This window comes from Nitrosococcus wardiae (assembly GCF_004421105.1).
Classification (GTDB): domain Bacteria; phylum Pseudomonadota; class Gammaproteobacteria; order Nitrosococcales; family Nitrosococcaceae; genus Nitrosococcus; species Nitrosococcus wardiae.
On record NZ_CP038033.1, the window covers coordinates 1,183,456 to 1,204,959 of the forward strand.

Annotated in this window: 20 protein-coding genes; 10 read left to right on the plus strand and 10 right to left on the minus strand. The window is 52.9% G+C overall.

Going from position 1 to position 21,504, the window contains the following annotated elements; translation table 11 throughout:
• Positions 1–47: 47 nt before the first annotated feature.
• The 4 genes from E3U44_RS05800 (at position 48) to E3U44_RS05815 (ending at position 3,464) form a co-directional block, all read left to right on the plus strand.
• Positions 48–1,253, plus strand: coding sequence for a mechanosensitive ion channel family protein (locus E3U44_RS05800; protein ID WP_240761739.1), 1,206 nt, complete (start codon positions 48–50; stop codon positions 1,251–1,253).
• Between the two features lie 3 nt (positions 1,254–1,256).
• Positions 1,257–2,687, plus strand: coding sequence for an FAD-dependent oxidoreductase (locus E3U44_RS05805; RefSeq protein WP_134357104.1), 1,431 nt, complete (start codon positions 1,257–1,259; stop codon positions 2,685–2,687).
• 217 nt (positions 2,688–2,904) lie between these two features.
• Entirely contained in the window at positions 2,905–3,201 is a 297-nt protein-coding gene (locus tag E3U44_RS05810) for a hypothetical protein (RefSeq protein ID WP_134357106.1), read from the plus strand.
• Between the two features lie 110 nt (positions 3,202–3,311).
• Positions 3,312–3,464, plus strand: coding sequence for a metallothionein (locus tag E3U44_RS05815; RefSeq protein WP_240761804.1), 153 nt, complete (start codon positions 3,312–3,314; stop codon positions 3,462–3,464).
• Between the two features lie 172 nt (positions 3,465–3,636).
• On the opposite strand, the gene E3U44_RS05820 is transcribed toward E3U44_RS05815, so the two are convergent.
• The 6 genes from E3U44_RS05820 to E3U44_RS05845 all read right to left on the minus strand — a co-directional run bounded on the left by E3U44_RS05820 (position 3,637) and on the right by E3U44_RS05845 (position 10,677).
• Positions 3,637–5,175 carry an FAD-dependent oxidoreductase gene (locus E3U44_RS05820; RefSeq protein WP_134357109.1) on the minus strand — a complete coding sequence of 513 codons (1,539 nt, stop codon included), beginning with the start codon at positions 5,173–5,175 and terminating at the stop codon, positions 3,637–3,639.
• A gap of 24 nt (positions 5,176–5,199) precedes the next feature.
• Complete coding sequence (locus E3U44_RS05825) at positions 5,200–6,012, minus strand: OBAP family protein (RefSeq protein ID WP_240761740.1); 813 nt, start codon at positions 6,010–6,012, stop codon at positions 5,200–5,202.
• Positions 6,013–6,121: 109 nt separating this feature from the next.
• Positions 6,122–6,568, minus strand: a complete 447-nt coding sequence (locus E3U44_RS05830) for a DUF2892 domain-containing protein (RefSeq protein WP_134357110.1) — start codon at positions 6,566–6,568, stop codon at positions 6,122–6,124.
• 173 nt (positions 6,569–6,741) lie between these two features.
• Complete coding sequence (locus tag E3U44_RS05835) at positions 6,742–6,948, minus strand: hypothetical protein (RefSeq protein WP_134357112.1); 207 nt, start codon at positions 6,946–6,948, stop codon at positions 6,742–6,744.
• Positions 6,949–7,078: 130 nt separating this feature from the next.
• Positions 7,079–8,545 (minus strand): DUF3482 domain-containing protein, encoded by a 1,467-nt coding sequence (locus E3U44_RS05840; protein ID WP_134357114.1) that lies wholly within the window; start codon positions 8,543–8,545, stop codon positions 7,079–7,081.
• Entirely contained in the window at positions 8,542–10,677 is a 2,136-nt protein-coding gene (locus E3U44_RS05845) for a DUF2868 domain-containing protein (protein WP_166805003.1), read from the minus strand. Before E3U44_RS05845 ends, E3U44_RS05840 begins: the two co-directional genes overlap by 4 nt.
• 314 nt (positions 10,678–10,991) lie before the next feature.
• Between E3U44_RS05845 and E3U44_RS05850 the strand changes: the two genes are divergently transcribed.
• From E3U44_RS05850 to E3U44_RS05865, 4 genes are all read left to right on the plus strand, one after another.
• Entirely contained in the window at positions 10,992–12,146 is a 1,155-nt protein-coding gene (locus E3U44_RS05850; protein ID WP_134357117.1) for a polysaccharide pyruvyl transferase family protein, read from the plus strand.
• A gap of 226 nt (positions 12,147–12,372) precedes the next feature.
• On the plus strand, positions 12,373–13,998 hold the full coding sequence (locus tag E3U44_RS05855) for an alpha-amylase family glycosyl hydrolase (protein ID WP_134357118.1): 1,626 nt from the start codon (positions 12,373–12,375) through the stop codon (positions 13,996–13,998).
• A 114-nt stretch (positions 13,999–14,112) separates the two neighbouring features.
• Positions 14,113–15,000, plus strand: a complete 888-nt coding sequence (gene htpX / locus E3U44_RS05860; protein ID WP_134357120.1) for a protease HtpX — start codon at positions 14,113–14,115, stop codon at positions 14,998–15,000.
• Between the two features lie 156 nt (positions 15,001–15,156).
• Positions 15,157–15,603 carry a hypothetical protein gene (locus tag E3U44_RS05865; RefSeq protein ID WP_134357121.1) on the plus strand — a complete coding sequence of 149 codons (447 nt, stop codon included), beginning with the start codon at positions 15,157–15,159 and terminating at the stop codon, positions 15,601–15,603.
• Between the two features lie 33 nt (positions 15,604–15,636).
• Here the strand turns inward: E3U44_RS05865 and E3U44_RS05870 are convergent, their stop codons facing one another.
• The 3 genes from E3U44_RS05870 to E3U44_RS05880 are packed head-to-tail and all read right to left on the minus strand — an operon-like array spanning position 15,637 to position 18,091.
• Positions 15,637–17,355 carry a chloride channel protein gene (locus E3U44_RS05870; protein WP_206054908.1) on the minus strand — a complete coding sequence of 573 codons (1,719 nt, stop codon included), beginning with the start codon at positions 17,353–17,355 and terminating at the stop codon, positions 15,637–15,639.
• 26 nt (positions 17,356–17,381) lie between these two features.
• A complete protein-coding gene (locus tag E3U44_RS05875; RefSeq protein WP_206054910.1) occupies positions 17,382–17,570 on the minus strand; it encodes an NADPH-dependent FMN reductase family protein in 189 nt (62 codons plus the stop codon).
• Between the two features lie 29 nt (positions 17,571–17,599).
• Entirely contained in the window at positions 17,600–18,091 is a 492-nt protein-coding gene (locus E3U44_RS05880) for a ZIP family metal transporter (protein ID WP_240761741.1), read from the minus strand.
• 572 nt (positions 18,092–18,663) lie between these two features.
• Here E3U44_RS05880 and E3U44_RS05885 point away from each other — a divergent pair.
• Together E3U44_RS05885 and E3U44_RS05890 are read left to right on the plus strand one after the other, a co-directional pair.
• A complete protein-coding gene (locus E3U44_RS05885; protein WP_240761742.1) occupies positions 18,664–19,194 on the plus strand; it encodes a DUF421 domain-containing protein in 531 nt (176 codons plus the stop codon).
• A 56-nt stretch (positions 19,195–19,250) separates the two neighbouring features.
• Positions 19,251–20,558, plus strand: a complete 1,308-nt coding sequence (locus E3U44_RS05890; protein WP_134357123.1) for an APC family permease — start codon at positions 19,251–19,253, stop codon at positions 20,556–20,558.
• On the opposite strand, the gene prmB is transcribed toward E3U44_RS05890, so the two are convergent.
• Positions 20,555–21,496 (minus strand): 50S ribosomal protein L3 N(5)-glutamine methyltransferase, encoded by a 942-nt coding sequence (prmB, locus tag E3U44_RS05895; RefSeq protein ID WP_134357125.1) that lies wholly within the window; start codon positions 21,494–21,496, stop codon positions 20,555–20,557. The two genes, E3U44_RS05890 and prmB, sit on opposite strands and share 4 nt — an antisense overlap.
• Positions 21,497–21,504 lie beyond the last annotated feature (8 nt).

Genomic DNA, 21,504 nt, shown 5'->3' on the forward strand with positions numbered 1-21,504 from the left:
AGGACCAATCCGTGCCGCGACGCCTAAGGAAGCGACTAGCTAAACCAATGAAAAGCCGGATTCGGTTAAGGCCGCCGGCACGACGAAAAGCTGCGCATTCGCCACGCAGAAAGGTAAATGCCCGCGCTTATGAGCGCGGCGCGCGGTCTCGACTGAAAAAATTTCGGCAAGGAACGGCTTTAGCCGTTGCGCTGACCGCAGTGCTGCTGTTGCTGTTCGGCGGTGTGGAGGAAACGGCTGGCCAAGAGCCGAATAGCACTAAGACAGCCCCCGCGCCCAATGAGTCGGCGGTTAAACAACCTATTAAGGCGGATCCGGAGGCCTCGCTGGAGGAGGCGACCACCACTATCCGTGATTTTCTAAGCGTTTTTTACGGGTTGTTGCCGAAAATTCTGATCGCCTTGTTGTTCCTCGTGGCAGCTTGGCTGTTAGGCAAGGCCTTTCGCGCCGTTACCCATAGGTTTCTTCGGGGGTGGGAACGTAGTGAAGCGATTGCAGCACTGGTGCGCATCGCTTTTTTCTTAATCGCCATTGGCGCAGGTCTCAGTGTTGTTGCGGGTGATCCGAGAGCCTTGGTGGGATCGGTGGGGTTGGCTGGGCTGGCGCTTTCGTGGGCGCTGCAAACGCCGATTGAAAGTTTTACCGGCTGGGTGCTTAATGCATTGCGAGACTATTATCGGCCGGGGGACCGCATTGCCGTTGGCGAGGTCTTTGGTGATGTATACCGCATTGACATTTTAACGACCACCGTCTGGGAGGCAGGTGGGCCTGATAAGCACGTAGCTGGTGCACAACCGACGGGAGCTTTTATTACTTTTCCGAATTGGGAAATTCTCCGCTCGAATATCATCAACTACAGCCGCGATTTTCCCTATGTGTGGGATGAAGTGGCGTTCGCCATCGCCAATGAGAGTGATCTCGCCTACACCGTCGAGATCTTCCGGCGCGTCGCCCGGGAAGTTGTTGGCCCGGTGATGCGTAAACCTGCCGCCGAGTATCGGCGCTTGTTAGAGCGCGAGCGGTTGGCATTCGATGTGGAAGACGAACCGCAAGTGTATTTCTCGTTGGCAGAGGCGTGGACCAACTGCACCATCCGCTATTTGGTGCCGGTCAGACAGCGGCGGCGATGGGCGAGTGAGCTGATTCTAGCCCTCTCTATTGAAACAGCACGCCCTGAACATCAGGATCGCATCATTGGTGGGTATCCCCGCAGGGAAGTTGATCTACTCGAAGACTCGAGGCTAAGGAGCTAAGTTGTGCCTGTACTCAGCCGTCCTTTATTGCTACCAAAAATAGAAATCCCCGCTCGAACTGCGAGAATAGCTGCAGAAACAGATGTGCTTGTGGTTGGTGGCGGACCAGCCGGTATTGGCGCTGCCATGGGCGCCGCTCAAGCGGGAGCTGAAGTGATCCTGGTTGAGCGTTATGGCTTTTTGGGAGGCAATGCAACGGCGGCCTTAGTCATGCCGCTGATGTCCTTTCATACCCAACATCCCGCCAAGGAAAAGGCAGGCGTAGCCACCCTATTGCCTACTGATCATGGGCCGGGTGATCCGGTGATTGCCGGTACCGTAGCGGATTTTCTTCAGCGGTTGATAGCAGCGGGAGGAGCCATTTCCCCCTCTTTAGAAACAGGCTACGTGGTGCCCTTTGATCCTGAAATATTTAAATTTATCGCCTTAGAGATGTTGGATCAGGCGGGGGTGCAGTTTTTATTCCATGCTTTAGCCACTGACGTGATAGGCGACAGCAATTTGGACGGTGTGGTATTTGAAACCAAATCAGGTCCGCTAGTGATTAAAGCGCGCATCTTCATCGATTGCACCGGCGATGGGGATATTGCCGCTCATGCTGGGGCGCCTTTTACTATTGGTCGCGAGGATGACAATCTGGTGCAGCCGATGACTTTAATGTGTCGTATGGTGGACTTTGAGCGTAGCGCGTTTGAAAATTATGTGCGGGAGCATCCCGATCAGTGGCGTGGGGTGCATGGCCTTTGGGATTTGGTGAAGAAGGCCACGGAATCGGGCGAACTTGATCTGCCGCGTGAAGAGGCTTTGTTTTTTGCCACGCCCCATGAGCGAGAGATTGCCGTCAACATGACCCGCATCACCCGCGTTTGGGGTACTGACGTTTGGGATTTGGCCTATGCGGAATGGGAAGGGCGGCGGCAACTGCGCCAGATCATGGCTTTTTTCCGCCACTATGTGCCCGGCTTTGAAAAAGCCTATGCGGTACAAACAGGAACGACGGTGGGAGTCCGCGAGACGCGGCGGATACAAGGCGAATACGAACTTACCGTTGATGATGTTTTGCAGGCGCGAAAATTTGATGATGCTATTGCCCGTAGCACTTACCCAGTGGATATTCATAATCCGACGGGTCCGGGTACGGTACTTAAAAGGCTCCCTCCGGGCGAATTTTATGATATTCCCCTACGCTGTCTTATTCCCCAGCAAGTGGAGGGGATATTAGTGGCCGGCCGTTGTATTTCGGGAACCCACGAAGCGCTATCCTCCTACCGCGTTATGCCTATTGCCATGGCCACAGGCCAAGGGGCTGGGGTTTGTGCGGCCTTGGCCGCGCATAAGCGGTTAGTGCCTAGGGATGTGCCTGCTAAGGAAGTGCAAAATGAATTGATACGGCAGAGAGCAAGCCTAGGAAAGCCCCCAGGTAAGGCAAGATAAGCAGTAACCCCCAACCCCACTAAAGCTTTTGGCCATCTGATCCTTCTTCTCTCTCATAGGTCTAACAGGTTAAATATTCAGGCAGGCATGTTTAGCCTGTACTACTATTCAAGATAAGTCTTTAATTAAAGATAGGAGTACTGTGGCGGGAGCAAGGGAGAGATTACCACAATACTTGTTTCCAGGATGTAGGAAAATCAAGCGAATGGGAGACACTATGGATTACAAGAATCTGAGTTTCAATGCATTTTTCTTGGCACTTGCGCTCTTACTTGTTGGTTGCGAGGTTGAAGAAACGCAAGAGGGTAAAATGCCAGAAGTTGATATGGATGTTAAAACAGAGCCTGGTCAAATGCCAGAATACGATGTTGATACAGCGGATGTTGACGTGGGTACAGAGGAAAAGCAGATAGAAGTGCCTGAGGTAGAGGTGGAGAAAGAAGAGAAAACCGTCACCGTGCCCGATGTGGAGGTCACTATGCCAGATGAAAAGAAAAATGAGGCAGAGCAATAAAGTTATTAACAATCGTCTAATTTGACTATTTTTTGCCCTGTGCTTCTTACTTCTATAAAGAGGAGACTAGGTAGAGAAAGGAAATGAATACTGAAACCCAGAGTCCGACGATGAAATGTGCCTATGATTCGTGCTTATGTGTTGTTACTGCTGAGCAAGCTGTGAAGAAAAACGAACGGCTATACTGCAGCGAGGCTTGTGCTAGGGGCCAAGGTTGCGAACATGAACAATGTTCTTGCAGCAGCAGCCAGCGTGATACATAGGGTAACGGCTTCTTAAAAGTGCAAACAGCGCTGTAGTCACTACACCTGCTCGCTACTCTCTTTCAACCCGAATCATTGCGGAGGCGAACGGTGGGTAGAGGAAACAGGGTTATGGAAGTTTTTAAATCCCGCCTCTATCGCCTCCGCGCTTTAATCTGAACGGGCATCTTGATTATTCTTTCTCTGGCAAGGAGATTGATTTGGGCTCAAGAGCTCTAACCGCCGGTCCGTGGAGGACAGTGCCATCGTAGCGAAAGCGCGAGCCATGGCAAGAACAGTCCCAGCTTTTTTCCATATTATTCCAGGCCACGTGACATCCCATATGGGTACACACCGGAGAGAGCAAGTGTAGTTTGCCTTGGGGATCTTTATAAGCCGCTATCTTTTCACCTTGGACTTTCATGAGTGAACCTTCTCCTGGTGCTAAGTCGGAGGGGGACTTGTCCGGATAGGAGGTCAGACGATCTTGAATGAAATCTTTGGCGGTATGGATGTTTTGCTCAATAAAATTTTTTGCCGAGACGGCCAGCTTGAGCCGGGTGGCGTCATAGAATTCAGCCCAGAGATTTGATTTACCCAGAACGGCGTCCGATAGAATCAGAGCGGCGACGGTGCCATTGGTAATGCCCCAGGCATTAAACCCGGTGGCCACGTAGATGTGTTTGGTGGTTGGCAGGAGCTTACCAATATAAGGTACACCATCCATGGAATGGTAATCCATATTCATCCACCGGTATTCTACCGATCGGATAGTAAAGTGAGAACGGACAAACGCTTCAAGATTCTTATATCCTTGTGCGGTATCGGTCTCGTGGCCGGGTCTAAAGCTAGGCCCAACTACAATGAGGATAGTGCCCTGTTCATCATTGGCAGTACGGATGGAGTGGGTCGGTTCATCAGTGCTAATGAACATGCCCTCCAGTACTCTGTCGTTCTCAAGGCGTGCCGCGAGCGCCAAGTGAGCCTGAGGATAAACCTTGCTGAAAAATCCTCCCCGGTCCAGGATCGGCATGTGGGTAGCGACAATCACTTCCTTAGCCTTTACTTTTCCACTGGCCGTAATGATTTCGCAAGGAGTGCCCTCCTTTACATCTAAAACCCGTGTTTCTTCAAAAACATAGCAACTCTCATCGGCAATGGCTTGAGCGATGGATTTTAGGTATTTGCAGGGGTTAAACTGGGCTTGATGATCAAAGCAAATGGCACCTTCAATGGGAAATGGCAGTGATGTCTCCCGTACCAAAGAGGCTGGTAGCCCAAGTTCAGCGGCCACTTCCACTTCCTTTTCGATAGCCGCGACTTTATCTCTGGATTGGGTATAGGTATAGGCGGCCTGACGTTCGAAATCGCATTCAATTTGGTACTCTGCGATAAATTGGGCAATTTTCTCTATCGCCTCTTGATTGGATTGGGCGTAGATGCGGGCATTTTCTTTGCCAAAATTTTTGATTAAATTCGTGTAAATTAATCGATGTTGAGAAGTGATCTTGGCCGTGGAGCCCCCCGTCACTTGAGTGCCGACGCGCTGTGCTTCTAGCACGGCCACCGTTCGCCCAGTGCGCTTTACGAGGGCGGCTGCGCTAATTCCCACAATGCCGCCCCCGATGACGGCAACATCGACGGAGAGTTCCTCTTTAAGGGGTTGAAAGGAAGAACTTGGCGCCGTGGCTACCCAGTAGGGCTCCGATTTAGCAGATATCACATCGGCCATAAAAGTTTCCTCCAGGAGGGCAAGTTAGGGGTTGGGTCTTTTCTTTAGATCAGAGGCGGCAGATGTGGATTTGTCTACTACGTCCGGAATGGGTTTGGTCGGTCTTTCGAAAGCGCCCTTGAGCGCATCGACCCCTGCCTGGGGGTGGGCAAGTGGGATGAGATCCTGACGCTGGCGCCGCCGCTCCTCGGTGCTGATACCCATTCGTCGATCGCGGTTTTCCAGTAGCCCTGGCTGAGCCTCACCGAAACGGTTGAAAGACCAGCCAAGTGCCGGCTCGCCAAGCGGCAGTCGATCGTTGGACTCGTTGCCGTAGGTGACATTCCACGTGTGCCAAGTTTTACCATAGCTGTTCATTTTGCTTTGCATCAACTCTTTATCTGCTACTTCGGGCAGATTGGGAGCAACAAGTTGACCTGAGAGGATTTCCCCGTTATGGGGATGCCAATACTGCTGCTCCTCCTCAGGCAGGCTGTCGAACAAACGCTCGGAGATAATGTATTCGATACCATTAAGATTAGCATCGGATGTGTTGCCATCGTAAAGGACGCATTGCATGAAATCTTCGTTAACCTGCTGGCAGAAATGGTGCGCCTCGAATTGGTGTTGGGGATCATTTTTCAGCGGATGAAAGCCAACAAGATAAATATTGAGCTTGTCCGTAGGCGCATCACGTTGCAGAACTCCGGCTCCCGCTTCTAGCACCTTTGTTTTGGTACTTTCAGGTTGTCCTTCCGCCTCTACGGCCGGTCCCACCGTATCGCTGTCTGTACATCCTGTTTCAAGAGTGATAAAAACGCTACCGGCAAAAAACATTCGTGCTCCCTTTTTAACCATTATTCATTCTCCTGAGGCATTGCACATGATGTGGTGTTCCGGTGAATTGCCCCCGTTTCCCCTAAATTTCCAAGGGAGACAATATCCCACTTTCAGGCCCCTGTTACCTTTACCTTTGCACGGTATTTACCGCCGTAGCGGGGTGGTCTTCATGACTGATTTCATCAAAATCACCGCGTAGGATCTTCAATGCAGTGCGCTCGGTTTCTATCTCGTGCTGGGTGCGTACGCCTAGGCGGCGGAACAGCGGTAGCGGTGGACACCAGCCCTGAATAGCGTGCTGCAAAAGAAAAGCCGATACCGCCAGCGGTAATAGCAGAAATTTGCGGTTCACTGCTAACCCCAGCGTCAACCCCGCCAGGGAGAAGCTAGCAGCATTGGCCTCCAAAGTACGCTCAATATCCCACTCTTCATCCAATTCCTGCAGCCGTTGGTTGATACCCTCGGGATAGAGGGCATAGTGATTTAACCGCTCCCGCATTTCCTCCTCAATGCGCCAATTAATTTTCTCGGCTGTATGTTCAGTAACTCGGTAGGGTGTTTCTGCCCATGCCATGAGAGCACCTCCTGTGGGTCTATAAGGCATTTCATAGAAATACGGCTATACCGCAAGCTTTACTGTTATTCTAGAAAAAAATTTAGTAGCTGCACGCTAAAAAAGGAAAAGGGGCGTAAAAGCCCCTTTTTGGATGGTAATAAGAAGTAGCCTGCGGTATTTAAGCAGCGATGTTATATCCGTTTCTTAAGCAGGTCTTTACCCTTTTGCACTAGCCTCATATTTTGCTCTTGAACTTCTTTAAAGAACTGGGCTGCTTCGCTGTCGCCTTCTTTGTCTGCATCGGTAGCATACTGATTGCAGATTGAGGCTCCTTGGGAAGCATGGTAAATAGTACTGACGAGATCATAGTCTTTATCTTTAAAAGGAACGTTTGCCATCGTTTCCTCCTTTCGTCCATATTTCCTACCCTGTACCTTCTTTTAAAGTCTGGTAGTGTACTAATTAACTATAGTAGACGAGCGATAATTGCCTAGGTGGTATTTATAAACCTTGAGATGTAAAAAACGCTTAGGCGTTACCCGAATACTGAGGATTCAAGCGCCGGCCATTGTTTGTCAGGGCGGGATCACCCATAGACTCCACTAAGCCGGTCTCCACGATTCCAGCCAATTCCTCTTTAGCGGCTAATCGGCTGGAGGCCATGTTGATGGCTGTGGGATCGGGATTTCCTAAGCGTGACCAGGAGGGATTGAGCCGTGCCTGCTCAAGTGAGTCGGGCAGTTTCTGAGCCATCCAGACCTTTTTGCCGACTTCACTTTTAGCGCTTAAGTGGATCTTTTCCTGACTGGCGTGGCCCCGTCGCAGTAAGGCCTGGACCAGGTCGATCTGGCGGACGGCTAGCAAACGTAGCGTTGCCTCGTTGACACGCAGTTCAGTGAACCCCCGCAGCCGGTCAGCCAGGCGCTTACCATGGGTCCGGGACCCGCTCCATAAAGCCCCCAAGGCAGCGCCTAAAGCGGCGGCGGCACCTAGACTAAGTCCTCCTGTCATAGCATCAACGGCTAAACCTGCCATTCCACCCGCGGCTGCACCACTGCCGGCCCTGATACCGAATTGCTTTAAAGAGGCCGGGCTAAACAGATCGAGTCCCCATTGTCCTTCTTCAATAGGCAAGATATCAGATTCGTAATCATCGGTTCGAAACCGAAATAGCTCCAGCAAATCATCGACACATTGTTGTTCCCGCTTACGCACAGCCTGTTTGAGAGACTCCATAGCAGTTACGGATCTCTGGGTATCGGCGGGAATCGTGATCATATAGGCAGCGACATCAATTAGTAGATCGGCTACCAGGTCTGCCGAAGCACGGATCAAATTCGCCCGTTGGCGGACCCGGTCCTGAATCACAGCTTCCAAGGTTGGGTAGAACTGATCCGATAAGGTCTGCATTTTTTCGAATAGCCGCCGTTCTCCCAGTTCATTGAAGACGACCGTATCGAACTCCACCACCGCATGCATGTTGACCCGGCTTAAATGCTCCCGCCACTCTTGCGTCCTAGCTTCGGGGCTGACCACAAAGTTGAGCACCGGTACGACGGGCTTGGCAGTACGCCCCAGAATTTCCAATTCATCTCGGTGTTTGCCTCGCACCCGGTCTCGGGCATCGATCACATATAATGCGATATCGCTGGCTAACACCTGGTGGAGGGCTTTGGCTTCTTGCTCGAACTCGCCGTGTGCTGCCGGGCTATCGAGGAATTGGTGCAACACTTCGATCCAAGCAGTGTAGCGGTCTGTTTTTAGAGACTCTAGGTGTTCTAGTAGACCGATGGAATCTTCTAAACCGGGTGTATCGTAAAGTTCGATAAGGGGAACTCCCTCCACAAGCAGAGAGGCGCCTTCCACATGGCGGGTGGTGGCGTGCCGGTTAGATACCTCGCCGAAGTTAGCATCTCGGGTCAGTGTGCGTAGCAGCGAAGTTTTACCGGTGTTGGTATGGCCCACTACCGCGGTCTTGAGCACCGGCAGCGTCACGCCCCTCTCTCCCTGGCTAAGGCTAGATCCAGTCGCTGGCGCAGCGTATCCAGCCAAGTGCGCGCAGCGGCTGGATTAGCAATCGGGGGTGGCTCGTTTTCGATAGCCACCTGATCGATAATTCGCGTGATAGTCGCCTCATCGCGCCCCTGCAGCTCCAACACAATCGCAAACAGGGCCGCACTATTCACCGCCTCGGTGAGATCAATCCGCTCCGGTGCGATGACGTTTTCCCGTTTCGGCATAAGGGGCTGCAGAGCCGCTGAGATAGCAGCTCCCAGTCCAACCCAAGCGGGTAAGGCCGCAATAGCTGCGGGAGTAACTAAGGTAGAGGCTGCCACGCAGCCCATCGCACCCGTGAGGGCACCCGCAGCCAACCACTTGGAACTCCGGCGCAGCCGGTCGGGCAGCAGATCCATCATGCGGGACGCGCTGGTTTGGAGCTGAGCCACTTGATTGCCGCCCTCCTGGGCCTTGGTTTGTAATAGCGCTTGCCAGGACTGGCGTTCGCCGCGATAAAGTTGTGCGATTTGGCGGTGCAGTTCGGCCTGCTCGCTAGCATTGGGCTCCTGAGTCCAGTGATTTAGATGTTCAAGAATAACTGCAAAAGCCTTTTCAACACGACGCTGGGTTACCAAAGTGCTCGGTTTGATTCCCAATCGCTTAGCCAACTTAGTGCGACTGACATCGGTTAGGTGATCGAGATCTACTTCCATAACTCGTTCATTTTTTACCTTAGCCTCGGCAGCGATTTGGCGCCAATCGGCAAGGCGTTGGGCCACTTGCTTACCATCGCCCCTATTGCGTAAATGTTGACCTTCTGTCAGGACAATAATGACGGGAAGATGGCTGGTATGCTGCAGCTCATGGACAAAGGCCCGGGTTCCCCGGTCCGGCGTTGCCGTGAGGGAGCACACGACCACAATGAGGCGGGGCTTTTGGAGTGCCGATAGGATTCTCTCGAGGGCGTGGTGCCGCTGACTACGATCGTCCACAAAGCCCAGATCCAGCCAGTCAATGCCTTCCAGGGGAGGAGGCCAATCCGATTGGGGGGGGTCGATTTCAAGTCCGAGAATAGCGATGGGGCCAGTGGTTTGAGCTAATAGGGCTTCATCTTTGAGTGTCTCCTCCCCATAGGCGGTCTCGGGAGTTTCTTCAGTATCAATGATGCCGATAGTTCGGGAGACGGGCATCAACCGGTTCCGCAGGCGGGAATAGCCTGGCCGACTGGTATCTAGCCTAAAGTGTCGTCCTGCCTGCCAACGCAGCAGCAAGCTTAATAACAGCAGTAAGGCCCGCGGCAAGATACCGTAAGCAATGATAGATCCTGCCAGCAATCCTGACCAGGCCTCTCGGGCCTCGGGAGAAAAATCCCCTGTTCCTGTCCAATGGCTGGCCACAATCTGGTCGGTATCGGGGGTGGTAAATCCTAAGGCCTCGGGCACACTGGCCAGGGTCCGTGTTAACGCGACGTAGGTGCGGTCAGATAAGATCGTTGTTTCCCAAGCAAAGCTGTATTCTTTAATGCTTAGAAGAAAAATAGCTAACACCAGGCTGCTGACGAGAAAGGCGAGCCATATGGCATGGCTGACAGCGCTCAGGGTCCAACGGCCAATAGGGCTACGGGCGTATACTGAACCAACCGCTTGAGCTGCAGCCACATGGGGTGGCCCTTTGTGCAGCCAATAATTAAGCCGCCGTCCTAGGGCAAAAGCAGCGGCGCCCAATGACCCGGTAGTGGTGATACCCGGCTGAATAAATATCAAGGTTATCCAGGCGATGAGAGCGATAGTATTTACGCCGAGGATACTACCGAGTACCCAGAAGAAATTGACGGGCCCTTCGGTCTCCGATCCCAGGGCCATCCTCGCCGTCGTTGCTCCGGCGAAGATGGCGAGCACCAAGCCGATGACAGTGGCTAAGGCGAAGGCGCTATGCAGTTGATGCAAAGCCTCTTGCAAGGATGGGGCGATGGACAGGGATTGGGCGCGAGCAATAATTCGCTGTTCCAGATTCCCTCCTGTTTTTCGACCTACAGTATCGGCTTGGTCCTCATTGAGGGAAGGTCCTTGGGCTTCCTCATGGAACCGAACCGCTTCGGCCAAAAGTCGCCGGTCTAGATTAGGCCGCACCAGTGAAGTGCCCTCCTCGGCTGAATGGGGTGGATTGGGTCTATTTGCGTTGGTAATCATAGCGATAAGTAAAGAGCTTCCTTTGACAGCATAGCTGCCATTTCCGCTTTCGCTTTCAGTATTACGAGGTATTCTAATCGATTTCTCGCCATTATTCTGGGGAAAGGTTCTATGGGTAATTTCTTCCCTGGGGTTTTTTGCATTCCATAGGAAGAGACTTTGCGCAGTAATTATCAGTCCCAGGAAATATAGCTATATTAACCATGAACTAGTCCGCTATTTCACGCAAGCTGCGGTTAAAACGGTTTAAGGTAATGTTTAAAGTAGGCATATCCGGCTCTTATGGTGGTTTGAACCTTGGGGATGAAGCCATACTACAGGTTATGGTGAGTGAGTTGCGCCGCACTGTGCCCGTAGAGATTACCGTTTTCTCTAGAGATCCCGAAGATACCCTAAAGCGCCAGAAAGTGGAGCGGGCAATTCCCGTGCGCAAATTATCGCGGGACGAAGTATTGCCAGAAATTCAGCGCCTTGATTTGTTCCTACTTGGCGGTGGGGGGATTTTGTTCGATGCGGAGGCTAAGATCTATTTGAGGGAAGTGGCACTGGCCCATGAATTGGGAGTGCCTGTGATGGTGTATGCAGTAAGTGCTGGACCATTGCATGATCCGAGTGCACAAAAACTGGTACGAGACAATTTAAATCAGGCGGCCATTGTCACCGTGCGGGAAAAAAAGGCGAGGTATTTATTAGAAGAAGTAGGCGTTTATCGCGAGATTATCGTCACCGCCGATCCCGCCCTGCTGGCGGTGCCCGAGCCTCTTGCGGGGGGTGCATTAAAAAATGAAGGCTTAGCCGGAAGACATCGTATCGTCGGTATGTCCGTGCGTGAACCCGGAGTAGCAGCACCGGATATTGACCAGAAGGTCTATCATGCCCTGTTAGCAAATGCGGCTGATTTCATGGTTGATCGCTTTGATGCAGATGTGGTGTTTATTCCTATGGAGCGGCAGGTCTTGGATGTGCAACATGCCCATGCGGTCATTGCTCAGATGCTGCGTGCCCCGAGGGCAACAGTATTAAAAGGCGAATACACTCCCGGGCAAATGCTGTCCTTGATGAGCTATTTCTCATTTGCGGTCGGTATGCGGCTGCATTTCCTCATCTTTGCTGCATTACAGGGGATACCTTTCGTTGCTTTGCCTTATTCCTCCAAAGTGGGCGGATTTTTGGAAGATTTGGATATTGAAACGCCCCCATTTAAGCTGGTCAATGCAGGTCGTTTGATCGCTCATCTCGATCAATCATGGGATCGGCGCCGCTCCTTGCAAGCTAGAATACGGCGCGCACTGCCCTCTTTGAAAAGCAGAGCGGAGGAGAACAATACATTGGCTACTCAATTATTGGTTGAGAAAGCCAGATCTAAAACCAGCCAGAGTGCATTAGCTCCACCCAACGAAGATAATTGATTTAAAGGGGCAATACTCATTGCAGGCCCCTAGGTGAGGCTGATTTCAGGGGCTGACCTTCTCAGAATCCTTCACTCTCTGCATTTAACCCCATTCCTTGTGACTTTCCTGATAATGGGCTATATCCAATACCAAGGGTAGTTTTTGCAGGAGCAAGCCACGGTACCAGGAAACTGAAAACCCCAGCTGACCCAAACGCCGTGAGATAAAGGGAGGAAAAATATAGGTGGTTCGTTCGCAGGATGATTATTTATGGTGGCAGAGGGGAATTGTCTACCAGATTTATCCACGATCTTTCTTCGATGCTGATGGCGACGGGGTAGGTGATTTAGAGGGTATTCGCCAGCGTCTCGACTATTTGGAATGGCTAGGCGTCAATGGGATTTGGATTTCACCCATTTATCCTTCGCCGATGAAAGACTTCGGTTATGATATCAGCGATTACACCGCCATCCATCCCCTGTTTGGCACCCTCAGGGATTTCGAGCGTCTTCTCGCGGAAGTCCACCAGCGAGGTATCAAACTTATTTTGGATTTCGTGCCCAATCACACCTCGGATCAGCACCCGTGGTTCAAAGAGGCTTGTCAGTCACGCACGAGCGCCAAGCGGGATTGGTATTTATGGGCTGATCCTGCGCCAGGGGGTGGCCCTCCCAACAACTGGCTCAGTGAATTCGGTGGGAGTGCCTGGACCTGGCATGCGCCAAGCGGCCAATATTATTACCATGCTTTTCTCCCCGGGCAACCGGACCTCAACTGGCGTCATCCCGAGGTGCGCCAGGCGATGACGGAGGTGATGCGGTTTTGGCTCGATAAAGGAGTCGACGGTTTCCGGGTGGATGTGGTTTGGCATATGATCAAAGATGAGCATCTCCGGGACAACCCGCCCAATCCCGATTATGATGCAGCTACCCATTCCCCCTATAATGCCCTTATCCCTGCTTATTCGGCCGATCAACCGGAGGTCCATGAGGTGGTGGCGGAAATGCGGAAGGTGATCAATGCGTATGATGAGCGGCTGCTCATCGCTGAAGTTTATGCGCCGATTGCTAATCTGGTGAAGTATTATGGCCTTGAGCAATCTGGGGCACAGCTGCCTTTTAATTTCCACTTGCTCTCCACGCCTTGGGATGCCGCGCACCTGCGTGAAGTGATTGATGAATACGAAGCCTCCGTGCCCGAAGATGAGTGGCCGAACTGGGTGCTGGGCAATCATGACCAGCCCCGGGTGGCGAGCCGCATTGGCCGCCAGCAGGCGCGTTCTGCGGCTGTTTTACTCCTCACACTGCGGGGGACGCCGACCCTGTATTATGGGGATGAGCTTGGCATGGAGAATGTCTCTATGGCACCGGAGGAGGTGATGGACCCCCGTGGACTCAACTGCCCCGGCAAAGGACTTGGCCGCGACGCCTACCGCACGCCGATGCCGTGGACTCCCGGGCGCAATGCGGGCTTTAGTGAGGGCATGCCTTGGTTGCCGCTCACCAAGGACTTTCAAGAAATCAATGTCGAGCGGGAGCGCGCAGACCCCCAGTCCATGCTTTCGCTTTACCGGCGCCTTATCGCTCTGCGGCAAAGTGCCCCGGCACTGTGTGTCGGGGAGTACGACCCTATTCCCGTTACCCCTCCGCTGCTGGCCTATCGTCGTTACCACGGCGAAAGTGACACCTTTGTGGTGGCACTCAATGTGAGCCAGGAATACCACCGTTTTCAAGTGCCCAAGGAGACGGGTGTGGCACGGTTGGTGCTATCCACAGAGGAAATTTCACCGGGAAAAAACAGGTTGGCAGAAGCAATGACACTGCGGCCGAATGAAGCGGTGATCATCCAGTTCTGCAAAGAGGCAGAGTAGGAAATGTCAGCGCGTTCATAAACTTCCCGGGTGCTGGATGATGGGCGTGAATTCTCCTGCACTCACGGGCAGTTTGCAGGAGTACGTAGTAAGCTTTTTTATCGAGAGGATCCCATGAAACGCGTGATGCTATTTCTGCTCACTAACTTAGCCATTCTAGTAGTGCTTGGCATTGTTGTTAATGTACTCGGTGCCAATCGCTTCCTCAGTCAGGCGGGTATCGATATGACTGGCTTGCTTATCTTTGCAGCCATTTTTGGGATGGGCGGCTCGTTTATTTCACTTGCCCTGTCCAAGTGGATTGCCAAGCGTGTTACGGGCGCTCAGATTATCGAACAGCCCAAAAACTCGGCTGAGCAATGGTTAGTAGAAACAGTTCGGGCCCAGGCTAGACGGGCAGGAATTGGTATGCCAGAGGTAGCGATTTACACTTCGCCAGCTCCTAATGCCTTTGCCACTGGTGGCAACCGTAATAATGCCTTGGTCGCAGTGAGTACAGGTCTGTTAGAGCAGATGACGCAGGATGAGATAGAAGCCGTATTAGCTCATGAGATAAGCCACGTGGCGAACGGCGATATGGTCACTTTGGCTCTGATTCAAGGGGTGCTCAACACCTTTGTCATCGCTCTGGCCCGGATCGTGGGCTATATGGTAGATCGCGCCCTGCGTCCCAGCGAAGAGGCCTATGCAGGACCGGGTATGGGTTTCTGGATAACTACGATTATTGCCGAGATCCTATTTGGTATTCTGGCTTCCATGATTGTATTTTGGTTTAGCCGCTACCGCGAGTTCCGCGCTGATGCGGGGGGAGCGAATTTAGCGGGTCGGCAGAAGATGATCGCTGCTCTAGAGCGTCTAGGGCGTGTTGCAGAGCCCTCACATTTGCCTTCCGAGATGAGGGCCTTTGGTATCAATGGGGGAATGAGAAAGCACCTGACCAAACTGTTTCGTACCCACCCTCCTTTGGAAGAGCGCATCGCGGCTTTAAAGGCTTTGCGTTAAGCACTCGCTTTATTCTCTCCCTTATTCCCTAAGTGAAGGAAGCGCCGAGAGGGACGTGGAACCAGTGGGGACACGACGAGCCCCTATTAAAGGGGTTGAAACCCTGCTCGCTGAGCACTATCTTTAAAATTAACAAATTTATCTATCGGTGCTGGGATGTACACATTACTTTTTTTAATCACTGTTTTTTTGCTGGGAGCCTATTTTCTCCGCAATCAGGTCCCGATAAAATTCCTTCAGCAGCATGAAAAGCAAGTTGCGGGCGTGACGGCTGGGGTTACTTTTCTCAGTGGAATTCTCCTTACCGCTGAAGCCGGTGGCTTCGAGCCTAAATTGGGAATCTTTCTAAGCATGTTGGGTCTGCTTACGCTAATCGCCAAGCAACATCCCGATACCGTGCTTCGTGCGCTTGAGGGGCTAGGAAGTTATTGGAATCCTTTCACTCACCGTTTTTTCTCCCCCATTCTCGGTTGGCCTCTTTTCCTCATGGGCCTTGTAATTGCTACTCCCCCTGCCTTATGGATTGATTTAATTGGTGTTGCGATAATTTACGGGATCGCCGTAGTTTATGCGCAGCAGAAGAAATCCAAAATAGAACCCTAGGTTAATAAAATCCATGCTGTTTTCCGCTGACATTTAGCCGTAATAAGACTCGATATCTTGCCGGCTTAATACCCCATAAATTCGCGTGCTGGTAGGCCCTATGCGCCGTTCGACATACAGCATGTTGGCATGGCTGGTATCGAGGATTTCCAGGGCTTCCTGGAGTGTTGCGTGGAAGGGGATAGGTCGGATATCTTCTCGGGCTGCGGGGATTTCCATGAGATCAAGAAGATCCAGGCTTTCTTCACTTAAGGCCCGGGCCACATCAGCGGCTTGTATCACGGAGATGGGTCGGAAATCTTGCTTCACCACTACCCAGCGGGGATTTTTTGCTAGGGCTTGGGCCATGGTTTTTCGGTCTATGGTAACGGGGAGTTCCACAAAGCGACGATCCATCACGCTTGCAACTCCAGTTTGTCGGAGTTTGAGGGCCGTAGGCGCATAATGATAATCCAGACCGCGGGTTCGCAACAGCATCAGAAAGAGGGCTTCCTGATGAAACAGTTCTTTCGCTCCCAGATTGGCCACGACCACCGCCAACATTCCTGGAAAGAGAATATGGGGATCGGCCGTCAGTTCCACTAAGGCCATGAGAGCTGCCAGAGGCGCTTGTAAAGTAGCGCTCATCATGGCAGCCATTCCCACCATGGCATAAAGGGCGAGAGGGGAGGCCTCTTGTGGGAGCAAGGCCGTACCGATAATGCCTAGTGCTCCACCTGCCGCCGTACCAATGACGAGGGTGGGACCAATCAGTCCCCCTGGTATCCCTAAGCCCACACAGGCGGTGGTAGCAAATAATTTAAGGGTCGTAATGGCCACCAGAGTCCCCAGGCCAAGCTGACCGAGGAGAGCGGCGTTTACCGTATCATAGCCAAGGCCCATAATTTCAGGGACGGCAATCCCACAAAGGCCGACCAGCAGCCCGGCGGCAGTGCAGCGTTGCCAAACAGGCCGGCTATTTCCCAGTCTGGAAAAAAATCGCAGTAGCCAATTATAGGTGGCTGCTAAAATGCCCACTACGAGCCCAATTAGCACCAGGTAAGGGAGATCGAGCAGGGACTGCATTTCGGTAGGAGGTACGGAAAAAGCTGGAGAAGGTCCAAACACGGCCCAAGCGATAGCTGCCCCTACTACGGCAGCTAGGATGATGGGTGCCACTCCGGCGAGCTGATACTGCATCATGATCACTTCCATAGAGAAGATGACTCCCGCCAAGGGAGTATTAAAGGAGGCCGCAATAGCTGCGGCAATACCGCAGGCCACCAGGGTACGGAGAGCATTATTAGGTAATTCCAGCCATTGTCCCAGTAAGCTGCCGCTGGCAGCGCCTAAGTGCACACTGGGACCTTCGCGCCCTACCGAGTGCCCATAGATAATTGAAAGGGCTGCAGTCACGAATTGTTGCAGGGCATTGCGCCAAGGCAGACGGCCTTGATAATAGGCGATCCGTTCCAGGACATGGACTACTCCTACTGTTCGGTAGGTATGGGCAATCTCTTGTAGTAAGCCGATACCCAACCCCCCCAGGGTGGGAAGCAATAACCGTCCGATCCAATTGAGGCTTTCGAAGTCATCGACCTGATGACTAGGGAGGAGGGCAGTCTGATCTATATCTACTGCTAGCCGAAAGGCTACCGTGACGGTCCCTGCCAACAGCCCAGCTAGCAAACCGAGAAGAGAGAGTTGGGGCAGGGCTTCTACTGAGGCAACGCGTATTCGTAAATTTTCTAGAGTGGCTTTTGGGCTGAACAATGCGCTAAGACTAAATCCTGTGATGGCTAACGCCACTTCTCAGAGGCGGCGAAGCTAACGTCCGATTTGCGGGCTATCTCCTCTGGCATGAGCTCAGGCATACGTTTAATGGTCACCTCAATGCCATCTACCGTGTGGGCACCTTCGGCTACTGCGTTGGCCAATGTTTCAACGTGCCTATACATGCGGTAGTAAAGAACTAATATTGTGATCATCCCAATTTCCTCAATGAGCCTGCAAGTCGTTACAGGTAGCTCACGGCGAGACTCAGGCCTACAAAACCAGCGGCAAAGGACAGGGTTGAGATCCAACGGGACGGCTGTGGTCGGTCGCCTTCCGGAATCATATCCTCGATAGTGGCCAACAGCAGTACGCCGCTAATAAAGGCGAGCGCGGCATGTTGAACGAAGTTATTCTCTCCACCTAGAAGCCAAAAACCAATTGCAGCGCTGGCCACTACCGGCAGGAACAGAAAGAAGCTAAGCAGCCAGCGCCGACCGCGGGGCACTCCATTGTCCTGAAGATTCTTTGTAGCGGCGAAACCGCCGGGAATGTTGGCGACCGCTTGGGTTGCTCCGATCAGTAGACCGAGGCCGCTGGTGACCGCCGAGCCAGCACCAGTCATTAGGCCGTCGCTAAACAGATCGGCACCAATGGCAATGTAGACCATCAGGGCCTTGCTGCGGGTTCCGCCAAACTGGCCGCGCAGTGCTCTGACACCCCGCCATAACAGCAACGAGAATCCTGCGCCGAGCAGGAAAGCAAGCGTGATGGCCCACATGGGAATGATCTTAAGAACGCGCGGCATTAGATCCACTGCGACCAGCGCGATCGCAATGCCTGCAGCTCCGTGCAAAGCGGCCCCGATAACCCACCGTGGAGAATGCACGCTCTCGGCGAAGGCAGTGCCAATGAGGTTACCGGCTGCTGGCAGCAGTGCATAGGCCAATACAAGCAGAAAATCAATGAACAAGGTTTCCATACTTAGCGCAACTAGAATAGAGGGGAAGCTCAGGCTAGCGGACAGCGCCGGCTGCTTGCAAGCCCTTATCAATATATAGGGTCATATTGACTCTAAAAGGCAAAATAAGACTAAGTTCATCCTGGAAGTCGTTTGGCCGACGGGTTGTCAATCAGGCGTTGTTGACCTATCACCTAATCTAAAGATGCACTACGATTAGATTACCAAACTTTTTCTGTTGGCCCGGTACACGCAGTACATGGCTTATCTCCTCTGCTGCGGAGGCGATCCAGGTATCGCACCTGAAAGGGACCGGGGACCATAGAGCAAAATTAATAGCGCGGAGAATGATGGACCATTTAATCGGAGAAGGCGGGGAATTGGGTTGGGTAGTGCTAAAGGCGCTCCTGCTCTATCTCACGGCCATTATTGGTTTTCGCTTTGGCGAACGCCGCACCCTCATGGAGATGTCACCATTTGATTTTGTTGCCGCTGTTGCGGTGGGCGCTATCGTCGGGCGCGTGCCGAATGCCAGTACCACCAGTTATCTTGCCGGCGCGGTCACCCTCCTCACTTTGCTCGTTGCGCACCGACTCATCACACAGTTGCGCTATTTCCCCAGTATGGCCGATCTGATTGATCCCCCTCCACGCCTGCTTATGGCCCACGGGGGGGTGCTCGAGGGTGAGTTGCGGCGGTGCGGATTAACACGTAATGACTTGTACGGCCTACTCCGTCAGCAGGGCATTGAGGATCTCAGTGAGGTGCAATTTGTGATCTGCGAGCAGCGTGGGCAGATCTCCATCGTCCGTCAAACCGATCGAGGTGGCGCCGACCCGTGCCTGGTGCGCGATATCAGGGCGCGGACGTCCTCATGACTGTGACCACTGAGACGCTGTGGTGTTGAAATACCTGAGGCACCTTTCCGGCGCTCATGGCTAAGATAAAGCTAGCCCGCAGCCTTAGCCTTGGCACTTTGATCTTCTATGGCATAGGCGACATTCTCGGTGCCGGGATTTATGCGCTCGTGGGCAAGGTGGCTGGCGCTGCAGGTGATGGAGCCTGGATCTCGTTTATCCTCGCAGGCATCTTGGCATTAGTAACCGGCCTGAGTTATGCGGAACTAGCGGCTCGCGTTCCCCATAGCGCTGGTGCCAGTGCCTATTGCGCGCACGCCTTTCGCCAGCCATTTATCCCATTTTTGGTGGGGGTACTGGTGTTATTCAGCGGAATAACTTCAGCCGCGACGGTGGCGCTTGCCTTTCAAGGGTATCTCTCGGTGTTTGCCCATGCCCCGACTTTCCTCGCCGCTGGGCTGCTGATCATGGCCATCAATATGCTCAACTTCATCGGTATCCGTCAGTCGGCATGGACAAATAACCTTTTCACCTTGATCGAAGTGGGGGGCCTGTTATTCTTTATAGGGGTTTGCCTGCGGTATGGGATTTCAACCTATTCCCCAACGCAGATGCTGGCAGCATTGGCACCCAGCGTGGAGGTGACGGCAATCGTCGCGGGGGTCACTATTGCTTTTTATGCCTTTGTGGGCTTCGAGGACATGGTCAATCTGGCGGAAGAAGCCAAAGAGCCGGTGCGCGATCTACCGCGCGCAATTCTGATCGCGATTACCGCTACCAGCTTAATTTATCTGCTGGTAATTATCACCGTGCAAATTGCGATGACACCGATGGAGGCTGCGGCCTCAGAACGGCCCTTACTATCTGTGCTGGAGCGCGCGGGGTTACCCATACCAGCCTGGGCTTTTGCGCTGGTTGCCATCATTGCCATTACCAATACCGGTCTGGCTGGCAGCATTATGGCCTCCCGCCTTATGTACGGCATGGCGCAACAAGCTTTATTGCCTGCTCCCCTCGCTTGGATACATCCGCGCCGTTACACGCCCTGGTTGAGTATTTTGGTGGTCACTTTGTTGACGCTGCTTTGGGTCATCGCCGGCGGAGTCACCGTCATGGCGCAGACGACCGGGTGTTTACTGGTGACGATATTCCTCTTTGTCCATCTTAGCCTTATCCGCATCCGTCGCCGCAACGGCCGCTTAGCAGGCCACTTTACTGCCCCTAGGCTTAATCCCTATTTTGGCGTGTTATTATGCTTCCCCTTGCTCACTCAGTTTCCGCGAGAGGTCTACGAGCGCATTATTTTTATTTTCCTAGTAGTCGGCGTGCTATTTGTATTGGCCCGTCCCTGGAGGCACTCTGGGGGTCGTGATCAAAGGATTTAATAGGAGGGGAGGGCCTTGGCAATGACTTCTTTGGCATTGATGAGCTGTTCCCGCGTTAGCAGGAAAACCCCATAGCCGCCCCGTTCGAATTCCAGCCATAAGAAGGGGACTTCAGGCAGGCGCCTGTTCAGGGCCGCTTCACTGTTCCCCACCTCGACAATGAGAATCCCTTGTTTATTGAGGTGATCAGGGGCCTGGAGCAGGATTTGGAGAACGAGGCTTAAGCCCTCATTTTCTGCCTCCAAAGCCTGCCGGGGTTCATAGTGATATTCCTTGGGCAGAGAAGCCAGTTCCGCCTCCCCCACATAAGGGGGGTTGCTGAGAATCAGATCATAGCGCCGCTCCTTTAACCCCTCGAAGAGGTTGGAGGGGAGGGCATGCACTTGATCTTCAAGGCCATATCGCTCGATATTGAGGCGCGCCACTGCCAAGGCCTCTTGGCTGATATCGGTGGCGTCCACTTGGGCCTGGGGGAAGGCGTAGGCGGTAGCGATAGCGATACAACCGCTGCCGGTACAAAGATCCAGCAGGGTGTGAACCCTCTCGGGGGAGACAAAGGGGGTAAAATGTTGCTCAATGAGTTCGGCTAGGGGCGATCGGGGGATCAAAACCCGCTCATCCACGTAGAAACTCAGTCCTGCAAACCAGGCCTCGTGGGTAAGGTAAGGGGCTGGAATTCGTTCCCGAATCCGGCGTTCCAGCAAGGCCAATATCTGGCGTTTTTCTATTTCAGTCAGGCGGGCCCCGAAAAACTCAGCAGGCAAGCTTTGTGGGGCCAAATGGAGGGCGTGGAGAACTAGGGCGGTGGCTTCATCAATGGCATTGTCGGTGCCGTGGCCAAAAAAAAGCCCCGCCTCATTAAAGCGGCTGGCACCCCAGCGGATAAAATCCCGCAAGGTATGTAGCTGCTGTGCCTGGTTCTCCGGTGGGGTGCTCAAGGGGCTTT